Source organism: Paraburkholderia xenovorans LB400 (assembly GCF_000013645.1).
In the GTDB taxonomy this organism is placed as follows: Bacteria; Pseudomonadota; Gammaproteobacteria; order Burkholderiales; family Burkholderiaceae; genus Paraburkholderia; species Paraburkholderia xenovorans.
Genome location: NC_007952.1, coordinates 839,890 through 860,812, shown reverse-complemented (window position 1 = coordinate 860,812; position 20,923 = coordinate 839,890). Strand labels below are relative to the sequence as shown.

General features: G+C 63.0%; 20 protein-coding genes. 7 read left to right on the top strand and 13 right to left on the bottom strand.

The window, feature by feature from the left end; translation table 11 throughout:
• Window positions 1-240 precede the first annotated feature (240 nt).
• Window positions 241-1,164, bottom strand: a complete 924-nt coding sequence (locus BXE_RS25805; protein WP_011491072.1) for an AraC family transcriptional regulator — start codon at window positions 1,162-1,164, stop codon at window positions 241-243.
• Between the two features lie 181 nt (window positions 1,165-1,345).
• On the opposite strand from BXE_RS25805, the gene BXE_RS25800 reads away from it, so the two are divergent.
• Window positions 1,346-2,347 (top strand): helix-turn-helix transcriptional regulator, encoded by a 1,002-nt coding sequence (locus BXE_RS25800; RefSeq protein WP_011491071.1) that lies wholly within the window; start codon window positions 1,346-1,348, stop codon window positions 2,345-2,347.
• A gap of 53 nt (window positions 2,348-2,400) precedes the next feature.
• Here BXE_RS25800 and BXE_RS25795 read toward each other — a convergent pair whose 3' ends face one another.
• From BXE_RS25795 to BXE_RS46650, 3 genes are all read right to left on the bottom strand, one after another.
• Window positions 2,401-3,162 carry an ABC transporter permease gene (locus tag BXE_RS25795; RefSeq protein WP_011491070.1) on the bottom strand — a complete coding sequence of 254 codons (762 nt, stop codon included), beginning with the start codon at window positions 3,160-3,162 and terminating at the stop codon, window positions 2,401-2,403.
• Complete coding sequence (locus tag BXE_RS25790; RefSeq protein ID WP_011491069.1) at window positions 3,159-4,085, bottom strand: ABC transporter ATP-binding protein; 927 nt, start codon at window positions 4,083-4,085, stop codon at window positions 3,159-3,161. Before BXE_RS25790 ends, BXE_RS25795 begins: the two co-directional genes overlap by 4 nt.
• A gap of 157 nt (window positions 4,086-4,242) precedes the next feature.
• The gene (locus tag BXE_RS46650) at window positions 4,243-4,407 is read right to left on the bottom strand and encodes a hypothetical protein (protein ID WP_158340981.1); all 165 of its coding nucleotides are present in this window, start codon (window positions 4,405-4,407) and stop codon (window positions 4,243-4,245) included.
• Window positions 4,408-4,898: 491 nt separating this feature from the next.
• Here BXE_RS46650 and BXE_RS25785 point away from each other — a divergent pair, with 491 nt between their 5' ends.
• Entirely contained in the window at window positions 4,899-5,315 is a 417-nt protein-coding gene (locus BXE_RS25785; protein ID WP_040123991.1) for a hypothetical protein, read from the top strand.
• 172 nt (window positions 5,316-5,487) lie between these two features.
• Here the strand turns inward: BXE_RS25785 and BXE_RS25780 are convergent, their stop codons facing one another.
• From BXE_RS25780 to BXE_RS46010, 3 genes are all read right to left on the bottom strand, one after another.
• Window positions 5,488-7,158 carry a tannase/feruloyl esterase family alpha/beta hydrolase gene (locus BXE_RS25780; RefSeq protein ID WP_011491067.1) on the bottom strand — a complete coding sequence of 557 codons (1,671 nt, stop codon included), beginning with the start codon at window positions 7,156-7,158 and terminating at the stop codon, window positions 5,488-5,490.
• A complete protein-coding gene (locus tag BXE_RS25775) occupies window positions 7,155-8,288 on the bottom strand; it encodes an OpgC domain-containing protein (RefSeq protein ID WP_011491066.1) in 1,134 nt (377 codons plus the stop codon). The genes BXE_RS25780 and BXE_RS25775 overlap by 4 nt, the downstream gene beginning before the upstream one ends.
• Before the next feature lie 119 nt (window positions 8,289-8,407).
• Window positions 8,408-8,722 carry a hypothetical protein gene (locus BXE_RS46010; protein WP_148223000.1) on the bottom strand — a complete coding sequence of 105 codons (315 nt, stop codon included), beginning with the start codon at window positions 8,720-8,722 and terminating at the stop codon, window positions 8,408-8,410.
• A gap of 123 nt (window positions 8,723-8,845) precedes the next feature.
• Here BXE_RS46010 and BXE_RS25770 point away from each other — a divergent pair, with 123 nt between their 5' ends.
• From BXE_RS25770 to BXE_RS25760, 3 genes are all read left to right on the top strand, one after another.
• Window positions 8,846-10,021 carry an acyltransferase family protein gene (locus tag BXE_RS25770; protein WP_040123994.1) on the top strand — a complete coding sequence of 392 codons (1,176 nt, stop codon included), beginning with the start codon at window positions 8,846-8,848 and terminating at the stop codon, window positions 10,019-10,021.
• A 218-nt stretch (window positions 10,022-10,239) separates the two neighbouring features.
• Window positions 10,240-11,034 carry a sulfite exporter TauE/SafE family protein gene (locus BXE_RS25765; RefSeq protein ID WP_011491063.1) on the top strand — a complete coding sequence of 265 codons (795 nt, stop codon included), beginning with the start codon at window positions 10,240-10,242 and terminating at the stop codon, window positions 11,032-11,034.
• 84 nt (window positions 11,035-11,118) lie between these two features.
• Window positions 11,119-11,373, top strand: coding sequence for a hypothetical protein (locus tag BXE_RS25760; protein ID WP_040123996.1), 255 nt, complete (start codon window positions 11,119-11,121; stop codon window positions 11,371-11,373).
• 91 nt (window positions 11,374-11,464) lie between these two features.
• Here BXE_RS25760 and BXE_RS25755 read toward each other — a convergent pair whose 3' ends face one another.
• Entirely contained in the window at window positions 11,465-13,369 is a 1,905-nt protein-coding gene (locus BXE_RS25755; protein ID WP_011491062.1) for an ATP-dependent metallopeptidase FtsH/Yme1/Tma family protein, read from the bottom strand.
• 1,134 nt (window positions 13,370-14,503) lie between these two features.
• On the opposite strand from BXE_RS25755, the gene BXE_RS25745 reads away from it, so the two are divergent.
• The gene (locus tag BXE_RS25745; RefSeq protein ID WP_011491059.1) at window positions 14,504-15,544 is read left to right on the top strand and encodes an AraC family transcriptional regulator; all 1,041 of its coding nucleotides are present in this window, start codon (window positions 14,504-14,506) and stop codon (window positions 15,542-15,544) included.
• Between the two features lie 25 nt (window positions 15,545-15,569).
• Here the strand turns inward: BXE_RS25745 and BXE_RS25740 are convergent, their stop codons facing one another.
• On the bottom strand, window positions 15,570-16,859 hold the full coding sequence (locus BXE_RS25740) for an MFS transporter (protein WP_011491058.1): 1,290 nt from the start codon (window positions 16,857-16,859) through the stop codon (window positions 15,570-15,572).
• 206 nt (window positions 16,860-17,065) lie between these two features.
• On the opposite strand from BXE_RS25740, the gene BXE_RS25735 reads away from it, so the two are divergent.
• Window positions 17,066-17,689: an ABC transporter ATP-binding protein gene (locus tag BXE_RS25735; protein ID WP_040123998.1), complete on the top strand. Its 624-nt coding sequence runs from the start codon at window positions 17,066-17,068 to the stop codon at window positions 17,687-17,689.
• Window positions 17,690-17,822: 133 nt separating this feature from the next.
• On the opposite strand, the gene BXE_RS25730 is transcribed toward BXE_RS25735, so the two are convergent.
• From BXE_RS25730 to BXE_RS25715, 4 genes are all read right to left on the bottom strand, one after another.
• Window positions 17,823-18,830 carry a zinc-dependent alcohol dehydrogenase family protein gene (locus BXE_RS25730; protein ID WP_011491057.1) on the bottom strand — a complete coding sequence of 336 codons (1,008 nt, stop codon included), beginning with the start codon at window positions 18,828-18,830 and terminating at the stop codon, window positions 17,823-17,825.
• Window positions 18,831-18,926: 96 nt separating this feature from the next.
• A complete protein-coding gene (locus tag BXE_RS25725) occupies window positions 18,927-19,241 on the bottom strand; it encodes an antibiotic biosynthesis monooxygenase family protein (protein WP_011491056.1) in 315 nt (104 codons plus the stop codon).
• Between the two features lie 106 nt (window positions 19,242-19,347).
• The gene (locus BXE_RS25720; protein ID WP_011491055.1) at window positions 19,348-20,307 is read right to left on the bottom strand and encodes a hypothetical protein; all 960 of its coding nucleotides are present in this window, start codon (window positions 20,305-20,307) and stop codon (window positions 19,348-19,350) included.
• Between the two features lie 250 nt (window positions 20,308-20,557).
• Window positions 20,558-20,887 carry a copper-binding protein gene (locus BXE_RS25715; RefSeq protein ID WP_040124945.1) on the bottom strand — a complete coding sequence of 110 codons (330 nt, stop codon included), beginning with the start codon at window positions 20,885-20,887 and terminating at the stop codon, window positions 20,558-20,560.
• Window positions 20,888-20,923 lie beyond the last annotated feature (36 nt).

Sequence of the window (20,923 nt, the reverse complement as noted above, 5' to 3'; positions counted from 1 at the left end):
GTTTGCAAGCCGCGCAATGCGCAGCACACTGCGCAAAGTGCGTGATTCCCCAAGGCGGCTCATCGGACAGTCCCTCCCGGCGACCCAAGCGGTCCGCCGTCAGAGACAGTCTGGCAGCACTGCGTGGCGGCGAAAGCGGCAACGCTCCGGGTGCCCTCATCCACCTGCCTTGACGCATCTGCCGCCGTCCCGCCACTGCCTGCTGACCAGCCGGCCACTTCCAGCCGCGCAATCCGTACTTCAGCCGCGCAGCCGGTAGGCGAGCGGCGTCACGCCGTAGTCACGCTTGAACTGCACGGAGAAATGACTGGCATTCTCGAAACCAACCGCAAGCGCGATCTGCAGCACGGTCTGATCGGTCGCATGCAGCAGCCGCGCCGCTTCTTCGAGCCGCAAACGCGTGACGAACCGATGCGGCGTCTCACGGGTCTCGCGGCGAAACACGCGCGCAAAGTGAAAGCTGCTTAGCCCCGCCTGTGCGGCCAGTTCGCTGATCGCCAGATCCCCGGCGAGATTGGCGCGGATATAGTCGGTCACACGGCGGATCCGGCGCGGCACGAAGCGTTCCGGGCACGCCGGCAGTCCGGCCGGCGATCCCGCCGCCGCCGAGCGGCCGCGCGAATAATGCTGCAGGAGATGCGCGGCCAGCGCGTGAACCAGCGCATCGACAAAGAGACGCGAGTCGGCGGGATCCGCGGCGGCGCGATGCAATGCAGCAAGCATCGCGGCGACCAGCGGGTCGCGAAACTGCATCGCGTCGCCGAGCACCAGTTCACGGGAGCCGCCAAGCTCCATCTGCTCGGCGACGCTGTCGATCAGGCTGCGTTCGATGTGCAAATGAACGGTCGACAGCGGCTCATCGCTGATCGAACGCCAGCGCCACGAAATCGGCGCGGGCGGCACGAACCAGACGTCGCCCACCCGCAGATCGGCGCTCTCCCAGCGCCCGTTCAGGTTGCGTTCGAGGTGCTCGGCGCCGCTCGCGAGCGTCATCAGCGTGAGCTCCTGCAGGCCGGGCGCTTCCAGCAGTTCCTGTTCGACCGGTTCGAGGTACGAGCGCAGCACGAGGTGCCGCCACGGGCGATTCACGCTCGAGACCAGTTTCTGGCCCGCCATGTAGCGATCGTAGGCTAGCGTCGTTGTCAGCTTTGGAATTCGTGCCATCACGTCCATTCCCAGGAGGTGCCATATGAAGAGTGAACCCCGCCATACCCGTGTCGCCAGTCCGCTATCGGAGCAAGAATCCAAAAATGATAGCAAGGAACCGGCTACCGTAATTTCTGGAAATAGCTAATCATTCAGCTTGTCGTCTTTCATGCGTTTCGAACGCTGGAGCTACCGTTTAATGGAACACGAATGCGATACGCTGCCGCACTGGCTGACCGGCTCGCCGCAAGGCGAAGCCGGGCACACGCCGGCAGCTTGCAACTCGGCGGTTGCCGCCCAACCGGCCTACCCGGCCGGCACGCGGCAACCCGAGAAATCAGCCCACGCGGCTGAAGCATCCAGGGCGCACGACCGCACCGCAACAGGTGTCGCGCCCACGGGCTTTCTCACGCTCTTCACCGAGGAGGAGATCGGCACGCCCTCGCCCGCCGCGCGGCGCGCCGCACCGGTCATCAGTCCGCTGGTGCGCTTCGGCAGCGCGCAGGACCGCATCGAATTCGTGCGGCAGCGCATCAGGCAATTAGGCTTCGACTCGTTCAGCTATTCGGCCACGCGCACGTCGGCGCATCACAAGACGATGTTCGTGCTGACCAGCTACGAGTCGCGAAGCTGGCTCACGCGCTATTTCCGCGAGCGTTATTTCGAACTCGACCCGCGCGTCGCACTCGCCTCGCCGACCGGCCTGCCGTTTCTGTGGAACACGGCCGACATGCGCGCCGATCTGCCGCGCGCGCAAATGCGCAGCGAGCGGCTTGGCGGCCTGATCGACATGCTGGAGGCGACCGGGCGCAAAAGCGGGATTCTCACGCAAATGCCGTTGCCCGAACCGGAGTTGAGCGCGAGCCTGTGCTTCAACTCGGAGACCGGCAATCCGCGCTGGATGACCGAATCGATCGTGGCGGAAACGCTGATGTTCGCGCACATGATCCACGAATTCATCTGGACGCACGCAAAGAGCGTGATCGGCATCGCACCCGCGCAGCAGCAGCGCGTCACGCTGAGCGAATTGCAGCATGCGGTGCTGCGGGCGGTCGTACAGGGTCAGCGGGACAAGGAGATCGCGTACTTCCTCGGACTGTCGCCGCACAACGTCGACTATCACCTGCGGCGTCTGCGGCAGTTGTTCAACGTGCGCAACCGCGTCCAGTTGATCAATGTCGCGCAGGCGTACGTGTCGTAGAAGTCAGGCGGGAAACGAAGCGAACTGGCCGTGCGCCGGTTCGCTTCGCCCGGTCAGCTCTTGAGGCGGTAGCCGGTCTTGAAGATCCACGCCACGATCAGCAGAAACACCGCGAGGAACAACGCCGTCATGCCGAGGCTCACCTCGACGTTCACGTCGGCGAGTCCATAGAAACTCCAGCGGAATCCGCTGACCAGATAGACGATCGGATTGAACAGCGTCACGACCTTCCAGAACGGCGGCAGCATATTGACCGCGTAGAAGCTGCCGCCAAGGAAAGTCAGCGGCGTGATGATCAGAAGCGGCACGAGCTGCAGTTTCTCGAAGCTGTCCGCCCAGATGCCGATAATAAAACCCAGCAGACTGAACGTGAGCGCCGTGAGCACGAGAAACAGGATCATCCAGAACGGATGCTGCACCTGCAGCGGCACGAACAGTCCGGCTGTCGCGAGAATGATCAGTCCGAGCAGAATCGATTTGGTGGCCGCCGCGCCCACGTAACTGACCACGATTTCCAGGTACGACACCGGCGCCGACAACAGCTCGTAGATCGTGCCGGTAAAGCGCGGAAAGTAAATCCCGAACGACGCATTCGAAATGCTTTGCGACAGCAGCGACAGCATGATCAGACCCGGCACGATAAACGCGCCGTAACTGATGCCGTCCACTTCCTTGATGCGCGAGCCGATCGCCGCGCCGAACACGACGAAATAAAGCGAAGTCGAAATCACCGGCGCGATGATGCTCTGCATCAGAGTGCGCCAGGTGCGCGCCATCTCGAACTTGTAGATCGCGCGAATTGCGTAGAGATTCATTGGTCACCTCGGAGCAGACTGACGAAGATGTCTTCGAGCGAACTTTGCGTGGTCTGCAGGTCCTTGAAGCGGATGCCGGCGTCGTCGAGCGCCTTGAGCAGCGCGATGATGTCGGTGCGCCCGCCCTCGCTCTCGTATGTGTAGATCAACTCGTTGCCGCCTTTCGCGACGGCGAGCCCGTAGCCGCCAAGCGAGACCGGCACTTGCGCAAGCGGGCTCTCCAGTTGCAGCGTCAACTGCTTTTTGCCGAGCTTGCGCATCAGCTCCGTTTTCTCTTCGACCAGCATGATTTCGCCCGCGTTGATCACGCCGATGCGGTCGGCCATTTCTTCGGCTTCGTCGATATAGTGCGTGGTGAGGATGATCGTCACGCCGCTCTGCGCCAGCGAGCGCACCAGCTTCCACATGTCGCGGCGCAACTCCACGTCCACGCCTGCGGTCGGTTCGTCGAGGAACAGCACGCGCGGTTCGTGCGAGAGGGCCTTGGCGATCAGCACGCGGCGCTTCATGCCGCCCGAAAGCGTGATGATCTTGCTATCGCGCTTTTCCCACAGCGACAGGTCCCGCAGCACCTTTTCGACGTATGCAGGGTTTTTCGGCTTGCCGAACAGGCCCCGGCTGAACGACACGGTCGCCCAGACGGTTTCGAAGGCGTCGGTGGTCAACTCCTGCGGCACGAGGCCGATCAGCGAGCGCGCGGCGCGATAGTCGGTCGCGATGTCGCGGCCGTCCACCGTTACGCTGCCTTCGCTCGCATTGACGATGCCGCAGATAATGCTGATGAGGGTTGTTTTGCCCGCGCCGTTCGGGCCGAGCAACGCAAAGATTTCCCCACGGTTGATCGCCAGATTGATGTTCTTGAGTGCATGAAAACCGCTGGCATAGGTTTTCGACAGGTTCGTGACCGAGACGATTGGCTGCATGGAATCGATGATGGCAGACACCGTTGTTTGATTGGAAAGAGCGGTGTTAAAGCGCCGCCGCACCCGCAATGTAATGGAAAGTGCGAAAGCGTGCAGCGCATTGCGGCGCAGCATCGGAAACACTCGGGAACACGCAGGGTCGAGGCGGGGTGCGCGGCTAGCGGTCCACGCTGTCGTCCACCAGCAGCAGACGCAGCGCCGCCCGCGCGTGGACGTCAGGCGCGAGCGTGAGGGCGGCGGCGCCGGGCACGTTGTCGCGCCCGGTGATGTTCGCGTCGCCCTGACAAGGTTGGGCAAGACGCATACCTTCCGGCGTTTCCATACGATGTCCCTGGTGGGTTTTCGGCGGGCGGCGCAATGTGCCGGTCCGTGCTTCTGCTCGTGTTTCTGCTCGTGTTTATGGTGCTGAAGGTCAGGCGCCCCGGACTCTAGCACGGCGTCGGCCGCCTTAACAATCCTGCGACTGCTATTCGCGCTCAACCTCTACCGGCGCACGGAAGCGGCCCGCATGGATTGCGCCGGCTTTTACTGGATGATGCATCTTCATCGAATGTCGTGAGGTAACAATTTCCATTACTTTGGATGCCTACTTTTTTATGCCGCTTCTGCCGCGCTTCTGCCGCGCTTCTCCCGCGCTTATTCCTCCCTTCTTTCTGGTGACGCCGGGAATGACCCATGCTCGATGTCACGCATGCTGCCGTGGTCTTCGCGTCAGAGCGGACACGCTCAAGTGAGGCACACCGCTTGCGGCAGTTCATGCATGTGAGCGACAAGCGCTTGCGTGAAATTCGAACCGACTTATGGAGGTCGACCATGAAACACGTTACCAGGATGGTTTTTGCTTCGGCGCTCGTGATGGCATTGTCAGGCGGAGCATACGCACAGGCCGGCGGCGGTGCGGGTGGTGGTGGGGGCGCTGCGGGTGGCGGCGGAACCGGCGTGGGTGCCGGCGGCGGCACCACGGGTGGAGCGGGCGGAACGGCAACGCCCGGAGTGGGTGCCGGATCGATGAAGAGCCCGGGCGATTCGGGCTACGGCACGCCCGGCGTGACGGGCACGGGCGGCGGCGTGGGCACGGGTACTGGCGCATCGCCGAACAGCCCGTCGATGAACCGCTCCAACAGCGGAATGAGTAATGGCATGAACAACGGCATGAACAACGGCACTCGCAGCGGTACAGGCAACGGCATGAACAACGGTGCTGGCGGCACGATGCAAAACGGCCAGTAAGCTCTGACCGCGCCCATGCGTTGCATGGCTGGGTTCGAACGGGGCGGCGGCGCCTTTGAATGGCGCCGCCGCCCTTCTCTTTGTGCAAATGACGCCATGCTACGGGGCTGCTGCGTACGCATGCCGGCCTTTCAATTTCCACGGCGCTTCTTGCAACGCAAGACTCCGCCGCTCATGGCTCTGCGCAAACGAAGCTGCTCGCCAGATTCACATTGCCCTTGCCGGCGTAGCGCGGAAACAGCGGATAGCGGCATAGCGGACGCGAGCGGCCATTGGTTGCCGGCGCGATATCGGTTGCCGTCAGGGTCTCGGGCGAGGCACCGCGCGTTACCCAGTTATCGAGCGCGCCGAGCAGATCGACGGATGGAATGAACACGCCGCTGCCGTGCTGGAATCCCGGCACCATGTACAAGCGCATGAAATTATTGACCTGGTCGATGCCGAACCGCTCGACCAACGCGTCGTAATAGCCAATGGTCTGGTTCGGGCTGATGACTTCGTCGGCGAGACCCTGCAGCGTGATGAGCTTGCCGCCGCGCGCGATGTAGCGCGTGAGGTCGGGGTTCATCGCGCCGATCGTCTGCGACAGTTCGACCAGTTGCGCGCGATATTTTCCAGGGTGTTGCGGGTCGAACCTGAGGGAGTCGAAGCCGGCGTCGCGCGCAACGAAATAGCGGATATAGCCGTCGCCCTGCGCGAACAGATAGCCGTTGGCGAAGAACGTCGGCACCGGCAGGCGCTCCGGCTGATGCGCGAGGCCGAGCAGGCCGTTCAGACGCGTGCCCTGAAAAATGTTGTAGCCCCGATAGCCGTTCACGTCCCACGCCAGACGGTAGGGCAACGAGAGTCCGTCACGCATCACGAGCAAGGTGGAGAGTTGCGCGCCGGTGAGGCATTCATCGTGCGACGGCGTGCGGCCGGCGCAGCGCAGCGAGTCGATGATGTCCGCTTCGCGCTCGCGGCACGCGGCGACGTCGCTGACAATGCCGTCCGCCGCGCCGTCGAGCCGGTCACACGTCGCGACCGTGCGTTGATAGACGTGTTCGAGCAGCAACGGCGGAATGAAGCCGCCGGGCGTGTTGTACTCCGCCTGGCCGAGCTTCACGCCGAGCAGGCGCACGCCGGAAAAATTGAGCGCGGGCGAATTGGCGATCACGCCGTCGTAGTCGTCAGGAAAACGCTGCATCACGGTGTAGCCTTCGCGGCCGCCGGTCGAGCCGCCGGCGAAATACATCCGTTGCGGCGGGCGGCCATATGCGCGGGCAATCAGCGCAAGTGCGGCGTCGTGCGTTTTCTTCAGATGCGCAAAGCCGAAGTTCGTGACCGCCTCGTCGACAAGGCCGAAGACCGCGACCGACGAATCGCCGACATGTCCCGAGTCGTCGCCGAACGTGGCGTACCCCTGCGCGAGCGGCGCGCGATTCGGCGAAAACGGCATCACGCCTGTGCCGCTCACCACTACGCCGTTATACCCGCCGCCGCCGATCTGCAGCGCGCGGCCGTTCCAGTGTCGCGGCAGATTCAGATCGAAACGGATGTCGGGCGTGGTGGCTTTGACGCCCTTGATACGGCCGGTGATACGGCAATACTCGACGCCCTGCTGATTGCCCGGCGCGGTGGCGCTCACCATTGCCGCGCTTTCGATCTGCGCGCCGGCGCTCGGCAACGCAATGAGTTCGGGCGGCAGAACGGCGCCCGCGAATTCGGCGCAGCGCATGGCGAGCGGCGCCTCTTTGGGCGCGGCGAACGCCGGGTGAGCGGCGAGCCACAACAGCGCGCCGGCGACCTGGATGACCGCCCGCAACTCGCGCGCGGCACGCACAGGGTCCCAACGCGACCTCATCCGTAACCTGCGCCATTGGCAGCCGCACCCGTCTGCTGCCCTTTCCAGCCGCGCCAGCCGCGCGCGATCATGAGCACGGCGCCGATGGCGACGAGATCGCCGCCCAGCCCGATCAGCACGCCGCGAAAGCCATGAAACGTATGCGGCGTCGCCGTATCGACGATCAGGGACACGAGCGTGCCCGCCACGAAGCACACCAGCCCCGTGCGGCCGACCGTGACCACGGCGGGCAGCCGCCGCGCGAGCCACGCAATGCTGCCCATGCGCACGAACTGCGCGGCGACCCAGGCAATGACGATGAAATTGATCACGCGATCGGGAGAAAGATTCTGTTTAAACGTGCCGGGCAACGGTTGCGTCAGCACGAAGAGTTTGACGATAGCAAACGCCAGCACCGCCACGGCCGCGACCCACGTGCACCACCGAGCGGTGCGGGTTGCATGAAAGCGCTCGCTGATGGGCTGCACCCGGGAAAGGATCCCGAGCATGAACATCAACTGCCATGCAAACGGATTAAAAGCCCAGCTGGCCACGTCGTCAATGCTGAACAATGCGGCCAGCGGCCGGGCCAGCGCCCAGATCGCCACGCTCAAGCCCAGCGCCAGCAGCGACGAACGCCGCGCCAGCGGCACCGCGAACGGCACGCATAGCGCAAAGATCACATACATGGGCAGCACGCTCGACAGATAAGGCTGACGCCGCAGCAGCATGATATCAAGCGCTTCACGCAGCGGCTGAACCGCGAAAGGCGGCCAGCCGGTGAGGTCGATCATGGGACGGTTCAGGTTCAGCGCCGCGAGCGCGGCGCCGGACAGCAGGGTCAGCACGGCCGTCAGCAGATAGGCGCGGTAGATTTCCCAGCAGCGCCGGACAAAGCGCATCTTCGCCGCACTCTCGCCGCGTTTGGCGAGCACGGTCGTATAAGCCGCCGCCGACGCGTAGCCGCCGAGAAACACGAACACCTCGGCCGAATCGCACAGCGCATAAGCGTGCAACATCAGATGCGAGAGTGTGCTGCCGGGAATATGGTCGAGCACGATGACGATCAGCACCACGCCGCGGAAGAAATCCACTTCGATCGAGCGTCCCCCAAGGGGACCTCCTCCGGGGCGGCCGCGACGGGTTTCCATTCAGGTTCTCGCAGGAATGGCGCACCCATGCCGTGCGCCGTTTTTCGTAGGAACGCCATGACAATAAAACGTTCCCGCCGACGCCGCGCGGCCCACCGGCAAGCGCTGACAACCGGCCTCTATTTCCGGATCGCGCAGCGGCAATCTGAAATACGGCTGTCGGCATGCGGTAATACTGAATCCTCGCCCATTCGATTCGCGGCAACATTTGCGGTTTTAAATCGCAGGGCGCGAATGCAATCGGTAAGCGGCGCGGAAAATAAATCGCCGGATGCGACGCACGATTTTTTTCGCTTTTTTTCATCGTAGGATGATTTCATGCACGCCCGTCGGACCTCGCGCATTTCAGGCGATGCCACCTTCGACGGCGGCCACTCATGTGGACCGGACACGCGGTCAGCCGATCCGCGATCGGCAGGCACGTCGAACGTCATGACGACGCCTTCCATTCGCTCCGGCTGACCTGAACGTCACCGATGCGCCCGGTCCTTCCATTACCGCCCAGAACGGCAGCGCCGCCGCGCGCTACCTTCGCTTTCGCACTGGAAGACGACCACATGAACGACAGAATTGCCGGCTTCGACGGATTGCGCGCGATCGCAGTCCTGATGGTATTTTTTCAGCACCGCCTGTTCGGCGACATCGGCGAGATCGGCCATCTCGGCGTATGGATCTTCTTCGCGCTGAGCGGCTTTCTGATCATCGGTATTCTTTCCGCTCAACGCACGCGCATTGAAACCGGCGCCAGCCGATTCGGCGCCGAATTGAAGCGCTTTCTGTTTCGCCGGACCCTGCGCATTTTTCCGATTTACTACCTGATGCTGCTGGTGATGTGCGTACTGATGGCGTTCGGCCTGGCGAGTCCCGAACTGGCGAGCGGCATGCCGTTTCATTTCGCTTATCTGTCCAATATCTGGATCGGCTCCGTGCTGCACTACTGGCCGGGGCGCTACTCGCATTTGTGGAGCCTCGCGATCGAGGAGCAGTTCTATCTCGTGTTCGCGCCGCTATTGCTGCTGCTTGCCTCGAGACGGCATCACGCGGTGTGCCTCGTGATCGTCGCGGCCGGACTCGTTTCGCTCATGGCGATGCGCGCGGCGCACTGGCAGGACATCACCATCTATACGCACCCGCTGACGAACTTCTGGCTGCTCGCGTTGGGCGGAATCGGCGGCTTGATGATCGCGCGCAAGGACAGCCGCTTGCGCGCGTGGCTCGGCCACGGCGTGACGCTCTTCGCGCTGAGTCTCGGCCTCGTGGCCTTTTGCGCGACCGAGCCGAGGTGGAGCGAGCTGGGCAACCCCGTGCTGTTCACCGCGGTCAGCGCCGCGTACGGCCTGTGCATCGCGGCGCTGGTGTGTTCGATTGCGTGCTGCCGCAACGCGGTCGTCATCGGCCTGCTCGAAACGGGCTGGCTGGTGAGCTTCGGGCGAATCAGCTATGGCTTCTATCTCTATCACAACCTGATCCCCGACCTCACGCGCAATCATCACGCGGCCGCGCTCTTCGGCGGCACGGTGCCCTTGTGGGCGCACGCCGCGGGCATTGCCGGGTCGTTTGCGATTGCACTCGCAATGGCGGTTCTGTCATGGCGGCTGATCGAAGAACCGATCCTGCGTTTGAAGACGCGGCGTGCGGCGGGGCCGGCGTATCCGCCGGCCGCCTTGCCGTCGCGTCATGAGCGAGTCGAGCCGCCATTGTCGGAAGACCGCGCCGCGTCGGACGCGGTCTGACATCCGCAGGCCTTACGTTTCGCTTGCACACGGCGCATGTGAGGGCGCGGTATCATGCGGCCTCACATGCGCCGGCTGCTTCGAATCTCGCGCGACACTCGGGACCGAACCAGCCAAACGATAACAACAAGCCACCGCCCGCGCGTCGTCCGGTCGATCCGATTCGCGCGCCGGCCCGCGAACTCCAACGCGCGGTTTGCAGCCCGCGTTTTCCAGACATGCCTCATTTCACGTTCGCCGACGGCGTTCTCGGCGCGAGCCTGCAAGCGCTCGACTTCTACGCATTGCTAGGCATTGCCGCCGCGCTCCTGCTGGGCGGCATGGTCAAGGGCGTGGTCAGCATCGGCGTGCCGCTCGTGGCGATGCCGATCCTCAGCCACTTCCTGCCGATCAAGGAAGCGGTTCTCCTGCTGTCCATGCCGATCGTGCTCGGCAATATCCCGCAGGCACTCGAAGGCGGCGAGCTGCTGCCGACCGTCCGGCGCATCGCCGCGCCGCTGATCGGCACCGTGATCGGCAATATCGTCGGCGTAAGCGTGCTGATCTCGCTGGCGCCGCATCGCGCGCAGGCGGCTGCCGGCGCGTTGCTGATGATCGCGGCATTGCTATTGCTGGCTTCCCCGCGGCTTACGCTGTCGCCGGCATGGGCGAAGCCGGCAGGGTTCGTGCTGGGCTTCGGCGCCGCGCTCATGGAGAGCATTGCATCGGTGCCGGGCCCTTTGCTCGCGATGTATCTGATCGCCACGGGCGCCACGGGCAAAGCATTCACGAAGCAGATCGCCATCATTCTCGTGGTGTCGATCATTACGCTCGTCGTGACATTCAGCGGCGGCGCGCATGCCCGCTGGACGGATCTGGCCATCTCGGCCTGCGCGAGCGTGCCGGTGATCGTGGGAATGCTGCTGGTGCGCCCCTTGCGGGACCGGTTGCCGCCCGGCGCGTTTCGGGCACTCGTGCTCGTATTCGTGGTGGCCGCCGCGGCGCAGATGATCTGGAAATCGGGCGTTTTATAAGCCCTGCCGCTGCGCCGGTTCGAAACGGCCGTGGTACGCGCATTGCTGCTCGATGGTGTCATCCACACTCACCGGAGAGCTCTCGTGGCAACCAAGGCCAATTCCCCGAACCAGCACGAGCCCGAGCGCCAGGCCGAAGAAGACCCTGGCAGCCGGCCTACCGAGGTTTCCAAGCCCATCGGCGACGCCATTCCTACGCCGGTCGAACCGGGTCTGGATCAGCCTCTGCCGAAGAAAGGTGAAACGCCGCCGCCCGCCGATAAAGCCGGGGACGAGGCGTTGGGTGACACCGAAACGCCTCCGGGCGTTCCCCCGCCCGGGCCGTCGGATTTTGCGTAGCGCGGATAATCAAAAACAACGGACGGCGCCGATTGCCGGCGCCGTCCGCGAAACATCAAAAAGCCGCGTAGTCAGTCATACGCTCGCTCGTTCAAGCCGCCGCCGGCTCGTGGACGATTTTCAACGTGCTTTTGTGTTCGCGGATCAACCGGTACACGGTTTCTCCGGGCACGGTTTCCTGTTCGAGCAGTTCGTCAGCAATGGCGCGCAGCACCGGTTCGTACGCATGCAGCAGCGCATGGCACGACTCGTTCAATTCCTTGAGCAGCACGTTCGCGTGTTCGATCGCACCCTTCATCTGCAACCCTGCATATTGCGACGGCAGCGCCGCAAGGCTGAACAGATTGCCGTCGGCGTTAAAGCCGAATTTCGACACCATGTCCAGGCTGATGCGCGAGGCCTCCTGCAGATCGGAAGCAGCGCCGCTCGATGCTTCGGAGAACGAGATAATTTCCGCGTTGCGTCCGCCGAGCAGGACCTGGATTTCATTGCGGATCTCGCTCTCGCGATACAGGTGCTTGTCTTGCGCTTTCGTAATGAGCGCGACGCCCAACGCGCCGCCGCGCGGCAGGATCGTGACTTCTTCGAGCACCCCCGTACCCAGCAGCGCGGCCACGAGACCATGTCCCGCTTCGTGCACGGCGATACGCGTGCGCTCGTCTTCGCTCAGTGCGCGCTCGGCGCCGCTCACGTCGCCGATGCGCGCAATCTTGATCGCTTCCATGAAATGCTTCGAAGCGATTTCTGTGTCGCCGGATTTGCGCGCGACGAGCCCCGCCTGATTCACCACCATCGCCACCGTTGCCGGCGACAGGCCCGTGGTCAGTCTCGCCAGCTGGTCATAGTCGATGTCCGCGGACTTCGACTTCAGCTTCGCGGCATAGAAGCGGAAAATCTTCGCGCGGTCTTCGCGATCGGGCAAACGGACCTGCACCGTGCGATCGAAACGGCCGGGCCGGCGCAATGCCTCGTCCAGATTGTCGGGATGATTGGTCGCCGCGACGATGATGACCCCTTCGTTCGAAGCGAAGCCATCCATCTCCGCCAGCAGCTGATTGATGATGCGGTTGCTCTCGGCTTCGACCGGACCGCTGCCCGTATCCGTGCGTTTGGCGAGACCGTCGGCTTCGTCGATGAAAATCACCGTGGGCGCATTCTTGCGCGCCAGTTCGAACAGATGCTTGACCTTCTGGATGCCGACGCCGTAGTACTTCGCACTGAAGTAGCTGCCCGTGATAGAAATGAAGTTCGCGCCGCACTCGCCCGCCAGCGCCTGAGCGAGGCGCGTCTTGCCGACTCCGGGGCCGCCCACCATCAGAATGCCGCACGGCGCGCGCACGCCCATCGACGTGAACTGTTTCGGGTCGGACAGATAGCTGCGAATATCCGCGAGTGCCGCCTTCGCTTCAGACGCGCCGATCACGTCGTCGAAACGCAGCGCGGGCGCCCTGTCGAGAAGCCTCGCGCCGCCGCGCATTTCGCGCCGCATGAACCACACCATGCCGCCGATCAACAGCAGCGGAAGCAGCACGCTGATCGCGTCGCGGGTCTGGTCGAACACCTGCAGCCAGCGCGAGCCGGCGGTACGAATGTCCGCGTCGGGAAGCCAGACGAGCTGGTATGCGGCGGCTTCATCGGATTTGGGTTCGCCTAGCAGAAGCGCATGCGAGAACGTCGCGTTGTGGTCCGTGACGAAATATTTGGTGCCGTCGCGCTTCGAGATCAGGATCGCGCTGGGACTCACGCCAACCGCGGCAACGTGGCCGTCGTGAATATCGCGCAGCATTTGCGATGCGTCTTTCTCTTCATGCGTCCATGCCGAGGCATCGTGGCGCATCTGGTTCGCGACGCCGGTCAGCGCCGGCGCGACCTGCGGCGCACGCTGCTGGTAATGCCACACGCCGAATGCGAGCAACCCCGCGATGAGTGCCGCAGCCGCCGACATGGCGAGCTTGCGTGTGCGTCTTTTACCAAGCGAGTTGTTTCCCGGCTTCATGAGTCACTTCCAAAAACGGGCTCAACGCGAGCCCCGATACTTGTCAAAAGCGGATGGGCAGAGGTTTGGCGAGAGGAGATCGACAGAGGCGACACCGCGCGCGATCAGAAGCAAGGACACCCAACCATGCGTCCCTTTTAACGGTGAGCGCACGTTCAATTATGCGGTGCCGCCGTTTTTTCCAGATCGCGGAAAAAGCCTATTTCCACCGTCTATCCGGCGATTCGGGCCGCCGGATTGCCACGGAGCGGGCAGTGCGCGCATTGCGGTCACGAGCTGCTCCGGCGCACAGTTTATCAGCGCTAAATCGGTTGCGTATTCTGCATACCTACATTTAACCGCTCCCTAATTAAAGCGGTCAGAATTACAGCAATTCCTTTTTTTCGACGAACGATGACGGTGCAACGTTTGCGGGCGGATTCACTGTTAGCGTTCACAGTGCGCGGCAAACGGCCTGAGATACGGAGCGTTGCTCGCAACGGCGAATGACGCAATAACCGGCGTGTTTTCGCCGCCGCAAAAAACTGCGGGCGCTCAGGAGGGAATGGCGTTGTTCGCGAGGGAAGTTGTCCGGCGCTAATCGAGCGGTGCGTGCCGCTGGCGGAGGTCATTCACCGCCTCATGAAAGTGACGGGCGCCCCAGCTCGACCGGGCAGCACGGATTCGCACCGCGCATGTTGATTGCAGATAAGGATGGGAGGATGTGCGACGGGCCTCTGCGGGCCCGTTCGCACCCTCGCCGCTTTCTCTCAGGTTCTTCAGTTTTTATGACCGATGCGGGCATGCATCGATCTGGTCCTCCTCTGCGCAACCCCGGTCCTCGTGCTTTTGTTCTTCGGCCGGTTCTCAGGCGGCCGTGCGCGGCTTCAGCGCGATCGGCGCGTCGCTCGCGAGTCTTTCGAGGAGTTTCGTCACACGTTGCCGCTGGGCGGCAATCAGTTCATAAGTTTCTTCCAGCGCCCGAATGCGCTTTTCCCAATACTCGTGGTCGAGCGAAGGCGGGTTCGCGTCACATTAATGCAGCTTTTTTGTTAGGCTTGACCATCCGTCTCAAATTTATGGCGACGGCGATGAATCTTCCATGCATTGCGCATACTCGCCGAAACCGCACTCCTCGCTCGCAGTCATCGATTCATGAATCAGCGCTCACTGCCGCATCACCTGGCCGCGGCCGCAGCCGCCCATTCGCGCTCCGCCATTTCGACGAGCCGTTTCAGCACGCACGGCCTCGCGCCCGACGAACAGTTCCTGGCCTGGCGCCAGCGCGTGGGACATGTGGTCGACGCGCCGCCGTCAAAGGCGCAGATTGCCGGGGGATTTCGCGGTGAAATCGATTTATACGCGGTCGGCGGCATGGTGCTGACGGACTGCCGCACCGATTCGATGCTGCTGGAACGCTCGGTGGCCCGCGTGTCCACCGACTCGCGCCGCGATTACGCGTTTCAGCTCTTCGTGGAAGGGGGCGTCGGCCATGTGACCGGCATGCGCAAGAAACGCAGCGAGCCGGGTTCGGTGCAGGGCATCGTCGCGTTCGACCTGAACCAGCCGTTTCGCGCCGAACGCCCCGAATGCCGCCTCCTGAGCCTGTTCGTACCGGCCGCCGTGGTGGACGAGGAGTTGCGCGACGGCGCCGCGATTCACGGCCGCATCGTCCAGCAGGGTTCGCCGCTGACCGGCGTCGTGCTGGATCATATGACGGCGCTCGCCCGCGAAATTCCCCACCTCGATCCGGCCAGCGCCATCGAGGCGCTGCACGCGGGCGCGCAGTTGATGGTAAGCGCGTTTCGCAAGGACGCGCGCCTGAGCGGCGCGGGCCGCGCCGCGCTGCAGGCCGCGGTGATGGGCCGGGTACGCCGCTACATCGAGGCCAATCTGCACCAGGGCGACCTCACGCCGACCAGCGTGGTTCAGGCGCTGCAATTGAAACGGGCGACGATCTACCGCTGGTTCGAGCACGAAGGCGGTCTTGGCGCCTACATCCGCCATCGGCGCCTGCGGGAGGCGGCGGACGAACTAGTCCGTTACCCGCACCTTCAGGTGACGGAAATCGCTTTCGGCCTCGGCTTTCATAGCGCCTCGGACTTTACCCGCGCCTTTCGCCGCGCTTTCGACATAAGTCCGCAGGACATGCGCGCCCGCGCATTCGACCTGCAGCAATTGCGCAACGCGGCCTAGCGCTCAGGCGCGGCGGCGGCGAGATTCAGGCGACGCGGGCGTCGGCCTCTGTCCGTTCCGGAAACGCCTTCAGCGCCGCGAGCGTGAGCGCGGTCGCGCCCATCAGATACCACGCCGGCACCATCGGATCACCGGTCCGGTTGATGAGCCACGTCACCAGAAACGGCGAAAATCCACCGAACAGGACCACGCCGAAGCTGTAGATCACCGACAATCCGGCCGCGCGCCGGTGAGCGGGGAACGCCTCCATCATCAGCACCGAGCCGGCGCCGGCGTTGTTCACCGCGAGCGCCACGTAAGCCGTGATGATCACGAGCGACACGAGATTGCCCGCGCCATGCGTCAGCGCCCAGAAAGCGGGCCAGGCCGCCGCCAGCGAAGCCACGAGCGATACGTATTGCAGCGTCTTGCGGCTCGCGAGCCGGTCGGCCGCGAGCCCGATCAGCGGCGTCACCACGAGAATCACGAAGCCGGACAGACAGGCCGTCAGGAGGCTGATGGTCGGCGGCCGGTGCAGTGTACGGACCAGGTAGGCCGGCATGTAGAACACGGTGACGTAGATGCTCACCGAAGGCGCCGCCATCATCAGAAGTCCGCAGACGAGCGGGCGCGTGTGCTCCGCGAACAGGCGCCGCGGGTTGAGCCGCGTACGCTGCCGCGGCGCCGCTGCCGGCATCCGGCGCCGCAGATACCAGCCGACCGGGCCGATCAGCCCGCCCAGCACGAACGGAATGCGCCAGCCCCATGCATGCATGGCGGCGGGCGACAGCAGCGCAGTGGTGCTCGCGCCGACCAGCGCGGCGGCGAAAGCGGCCGCGCCCTGGCTGGCGCCGCGCCAGCTCACCATGAAACAGCGATGCCGGTAGCCGGCCGACTCCATCAGCGACGCCGACGCCGGGCCGATTTCGCCGCCCGCCGCGAGCCCCTGCATCAGGCGCGCGAGCACCATCAGCACGGTCGCGGCCGGACCGATCGACGCGTAGCCCGGCAGGCATGCGATCAGCCATGTGCCGAGCGTCATCAACGTGAGCGATGCGGTGAGGCCGGCTTTACGGCCACGGCTGTCGGCAAGATGGCCGATCATGATCGCGCCGAGCGGGCGCATCACGAAGCCCGCGCCAAAGGTGGCGAGAGAAAGCAGCAGCGACGATGCGGGGTCATGCGACGGAAAGAACAGATTGCCGATCGCAACGGCCGCAAAACTATAGACGGTGAAGTCGTAGGCGACAAAACCATTGCCGATCACGATGGCGGCGACGATACGCCCGAGTTCGGCACGCGATAGTGGACCCGCTTTGCCGGCAACAGTGTGCATGAGGTGCAATCGACGAATTCGTCGAGGTATTCAGGAAGGTGGCGAGAAAAACGAGGTTGCTATTCTAACGGCCGCGCGGGCGCAACTTCATGTCATGCAGCGAGTTCTTTTGGCCGCTGGTCTATCCCTGGTCTATTAGAGGGTGACGCGCTGCTACACTTGCGCCACGCCAACCTGCAAAAAGACATCCGACAGACGCTCCACCCATGCTTCGATTCGAAAACCTCAGCAAGCGCTACGGCGAACGCCTCATCTTTCAGGGACTGCATGACGACATGGCGTGCGGATGTGTAGCGTTGAACGACGAGTCGGGCAGCGGCAAGTCGACGTTACTCGGCATTCTTGCCGGCACGATCGAGCCCGACGCCGGCGAGGTGTGGCTCGGCGGCCATTCGTTGCGCACCGCGCCGCTCGCCGCGAAATCCGTGCTCACTTACGTGCCCGAAGACTGCATGACCTATCCGGATCAGACCGGTCGCGAGTATCTGAACAACGTGGCATTGGCGAGAAAAACCGTGGTGACGGACGATACGCTGGATCTCGCGGACCGCTTCGGCCTGACGCCGCATCTCGACAAACGCTTCGAGCAGATGTCGTTCGGTACACGCAAGAAGATTTTCCTGACCGCTGCCGTGCTCGGCGAGACCCGCGTTCTGATCGCGGATGAACCCGTCGGCGGACTCGACGCCGCCGCGCGCGCCGTACTGGTGGATCTGTTCAAGACCCTCGCGCAAACGCGCACGGTGTTTTTCTCGAGCTACGACACGGTCTTTACCGATGCGTGCGAGGCGCGCAGCGTGACTTTCGCCGACCTCGGCGGGCGCGGCTAGGCGCTTCCTGCCTGTGCCAGCGTGCTCGCGCTGTCGAACAGCGCGAGCGGAACCGGCAAGCGGGTCTGCATGGGCCTCGTGGGCGCTCACTCGTGCACGTACACATACACGAGCAACACCGCACGCGGAACGCTTAAACCGTCACGCAAATCTTCCCAAAGTGCGCCCCTGATTCCTCGTGTGCAAACGCCTCGCCCAGTTTATCCAGCGCGAACGTGCTATCGATCACCGGCTTGATACCGGTCACTTCGAGCGCCCGGATCATATCGCGCTGATCCTGGCGGCTGCCGACGATCAAACCTTGCAAGCGCAACTGCCTCGCCATCAGCGCGGCGGTGGGCACAGGCCCTGCCCGTCCGGTCAACACACCAATCAACGCAATATGACCGCCGATCCGGCAGGCAGTGATCGACTGCGGCAGAGTTCCCGGACCGCCGACTTCGATCACGTGGTCGACACCTCGCCCACCGGTCAGCGCGCGGACCTGCTCGCCCCATTCCGGGTTCTCGCGATAGTTGATCGTGTGGTCGGCACCCAGCCCGCGAAGCCTGGCGAGTTTCGTTTCCGATGAAGACGTGGCAATCACCGCAGCGCCCATCGCTTTGGCAATCTGCAAGGCGAAAATAGACACGCCGCCGGTGCCGAGCACGAGCACCGTCTCGCCGGCCTTCAGTTGACCGTCCACCACCAGCGCGCGCCATGCGGTCAGCCCGGCCGTGGTCAGTGTCGCGGACTCCGCGTGGCTATAGCCGCGCGGCGCATGCGTAAAGTAGTGGCTCGGCAGCACGACGGCTTCACGTGCATAACCGTCGACGCCGTCGCCGGGCGTGGTCGTGAAATCGCCGATAGCGGGCGGCCCGTTTTCCCAGAACGGAAAGAAGCACGACACCACGTGATCGCCCGCCTTGAATTCGGCCACGCCCGCGCCGACCGCTTCTACGATACCCGCGCCGTCCGCCATCGGAATCCGCCCTGCTTCAGCCGGCAGATTGCCGCTCACCACGCCGTAATCATGAAAGTTCAGGGAGTTCGCGTGAATGCGCACGCGAATCTGCCCCGCCCCGGGCTGACCGGGATCGGCAATGTCGACGACCTGGAGATTGGCTACGGTGGCGGGTGATCCGATTTTGACGGCTTTCATGCGTTCATTCCTTTGTGAGTTGCGCCGGCGCATGGAGCGCCGGCGCGGGTGACTCGCAAAAGAATACCGCAAGCACGCTCGGCCCGAGTCACGCGTTCATTTGACGGTCTGAATGACCTCGAAGCCTTCGAATTCCGGATGCCCGAGATACAGCACCCTGTTGTCGCCACCGGCGTTGCGATGCGCCGCGCGAAAGGCCTCGGATTTCGTCCAGCCCTCGAAGGACGTGTAGTCCTTCCATACCGTATGGCTGGAATACAGAACGTGATCTTCCTTCTGCGGCCCCTTCAGCAGATGAAATTCCACGAAGCCCGGCACCTCTTTCAGATGCGTATCACGCGTTGTCCAGAGATGCTCGAAAGCGGCTTCGGATCCGGGCGTCACTTTGAAACGGTTCATGGCAATGTACATGCTGAAGGCCTCTTTGCAGTCACGATAGATCTCGCGGGCTTTGATTATATGCCCGTCAATCTTCCTATCCATGTGACGAGTGCGAGACGGCAGCATGCGCCTGTCTTCAGGCGGCTTTGTCTTGCGCCACCTGTTCGAGCCAGAGCCGGCTGTCCGGAAACCAGAATGCATCCGGCCGCGGCGGCGATACGAGTTTCACCGGCAGCGAAGGGTTGAATATTCGCGACCATGCCGACAGATACGATGGCGTCTTCACCAGATATCCGCAACGGGATAACAGCAGACTGGAGACCAATGCTTCGCGTCCGATTTCGAGCCCAGGGTAACCACTGAAATGAACCGGCGTGTTGCCGTTCGCGAGCAATTTCGCGGGCGCCACCTTGACCGGCTTGCGAAACGGCCACGCGACGAAAAAGTCGAGAAACGCCTGTTCGTCGCTTGAAACGAAAATGTCAGTGAGGTGCGGATTTTCAGCAAGCGTCGTTTCGATGTGGCGACAGAAATCGTTCCATGAAACCGGAATGGCTTCCAGCGTCTTGTCCGTGCCTCTGAAATGCGCGCCGAGCGTCGACATGCCGATCTCGAGTTGCCGGCAGATGGTGTCGACTTCGTCCTGAATATGGCCCGCCGGCCGGTAATGTGCGAAGAATAGTTCACTCGCGCTCCCGAGTTGGAGCCGGGCCTCGTAGCGTTGACGAAATCCCAGTTGAACGAGGTCGCGAACCGTCGACTTTCTCACCTTGCGGGTGAGCGACGCCGTGGCCTCGCCATGCATGGAATCGAAGAAGGCCGAGAACCAGTCCAGCTTTCCTTCAGGGTCGCCGTAGAGCCCGCCGCGAGCGCTAATGCACGGCATCAGGCATTTCTCTTCGCAATACATCAGGATAAACAGGACCATTTGCATCACGGAGAAAAAACCGGAGTTCTCCTGAATTTCAATGGCAAAGATTCCCCTGTTCAAACGCTGCGTAGCATGAAGCGAAATACGACGGGGTGTGGCCACGGAATGCTTGAACCCCTCGCTGCGTCGGATCTTTTTCGCCCGATCGACTACCTTTCTCAGCATGCCCGTCTCCTGATGGGATCTAGGTATTCTTTGAAGTCACCCGCGTCTGTGCACAATGAAGTTCACGACGCCCGAGAATAACATTTCAAAAGCGCGCGTCGAGTAAGTTCGGCTCGACTTGGTGAGCTACCGCACAAAAGGGGCGGTAAGACTTCCCGTGATAGCCGCCCCTGCCTGCTCCACCCTCCTTACCATCTGAAGAAACGCACGCCGTCCCGGCCGGCAAAACCCGGCAGGCCCGCCGGGCGCGCTATCGCTTCTCCAGTTTCATCACCGTCAGCGCTCCGTCCACCTCTTCAGCAACGAAGTCGATGCTATCCCCGGCCTCGACCTGCGAGAGCATTGCCGGATCCTTTACCTTGAAGGCCATTGTCATGGCATCCATGCCGAGGTTTTCCAAAGGACCATGCCTGATGGTCAGCTTGCCGGCAGCCAGATCCACTTTCCTGACCTCGCCATGCGACATGCCGGCCTTCACGTCACCGCCCGCCTGAGCGCCGGCCGCACTCGCCGCCGCATGGCTCGAAGCGGAAACCGTCAGCATGCAAACCGTCATCATTGAAATCAATACATTCTTCATCTCACCCTCGCCAAAGTTGAATATGTTCGTCACGAC

Coding starts and splice junctions, on each gene's coding strand:
- BXE_RS25805 (WP_011491072.1), bottom strand. CDS start 1,164: ATGGCACGAATTCCAAAGCTGACAACGACGCTAGCCTACGATCGCTAC.
- BXE_RS25800 (WP_011491071.1), top strand. CDS start 1,346: ATGGAACACGAATGCGATACGCTGCCGCACTGGCTGACCGGCTCGCCG.
- BXE_RS25795 (WP_011491070.1), bottom strand. CDS start 3,162: ATGAATCTCTACGCAATTCGCGCGATCTACAAGTTCGAGATGGCGCGC.
- BXE_RS25790 (WP_011491069.1), bottom strand. CDS start 4,085: ATGCAGCCAATCGTCTCGGTCACGAACCTGTCGAAAACCTATGCCAGC.
- BXE_RS46650 (WP_158340981.1), bottom strand. CDS start 4,407: ATGGAAACGCCGGAAGGTATGCGTCTTGCCCAACCTTGTCAGGGCGAC.
- BXE_RS25785 (WP_040123991.1), top strand. CDS start 4,899: ATGAAACACGTTACCAGGATGGTTTTTGCTTCGGCGCTCGTGATGGCA.
- BXE_RS25780 (WP_011491067.1), bottom strand. CDS start 7,158: ATGAGGTCGCGTTGGGACCCTGTGCGTGCCGCGCGCGAGTTGCGGGCG.
- BXE_RS25775 (WP_011491066.1), bottom strand. CDS start 8,288: ATGGAAACCCGTCGCGGCCGCCCCGGAGGAGGTCCCCTTGGGGGACGC.
- BXE_RS46010 (WP_148223000.1), bottom strand. CDS start 8,722: ATGACGTTCGACGTGCCTGCCGATCGCGGATCGGCTGACCGCGTGTCC.
- BXE_RS25770 (WP_040123994.1), top strand. CDS start 8,846: ATGAACGACAGAATTGCCGGCTTCGACGGATTGCGCGCGATCGCAGTC.
- BXE_RS25765 (WP_011491063.1), top strand. CDS start 10,240: ATGCCTCATTTCACGTTCGCCGACGGCGTTCTCGGCGCGAGCCTGCAA.
- BXE_RS25755 (WP_011491062.1), bottom strand. CDS start 13,369: ATGAAGCCGGGAAACAACTCGCTTGGTAAAAGACGCACACGCAAGCTC.
- BXE_RS25745 (WP_011491059.1), top strand. CDS start 14,504: ATGAATCAGCGCTCACTGCCGCATCACCTGGCCGCGGCCGCAGCCGCC.
- BXE_RS25740 (WP_011491058.1), bottom strand. CDS start 16,859: ATGCACACTGTTGCCGGCAAAGCGGGTCCACTATCGCGTGCCGAACTC.
- BXE_RS25735 (WP_040123998.1), top strand. CDS start 17,066: ATGCTTCGATTCGAAAACCTCAGCAAGCGCTACGGCGAACGCCTCATC.
- BXE_RS25730 (WP_011491057.1), bottom strand. CDS start 18,830: ATGAAAGCCGTCAAAATCGGATCACCCGCCACCGTAGCCAATCTCCAG.
- BXE_RS25725 (WP_011491056.1), bottom strand. CDS start 19,241: ATGTACATTGCCATGAACCGTTTCAAAGTGACGCCCGGATCCGAAGCC.
- BXE_RS25720 (WP_011491055.1), bottom strand. CDS start 20,307: ATGCTGAGAAAGGTAGTCGATCGGGCGAAAAAGATCCGACGCAGCGAG.
- BXE_RS25715 (WP_040124945.1), bottom strand. CDS start 20,887: ATGAAGAATGTATTGATTTCAATGATGACGGTTTGCATGCTGACGGTT.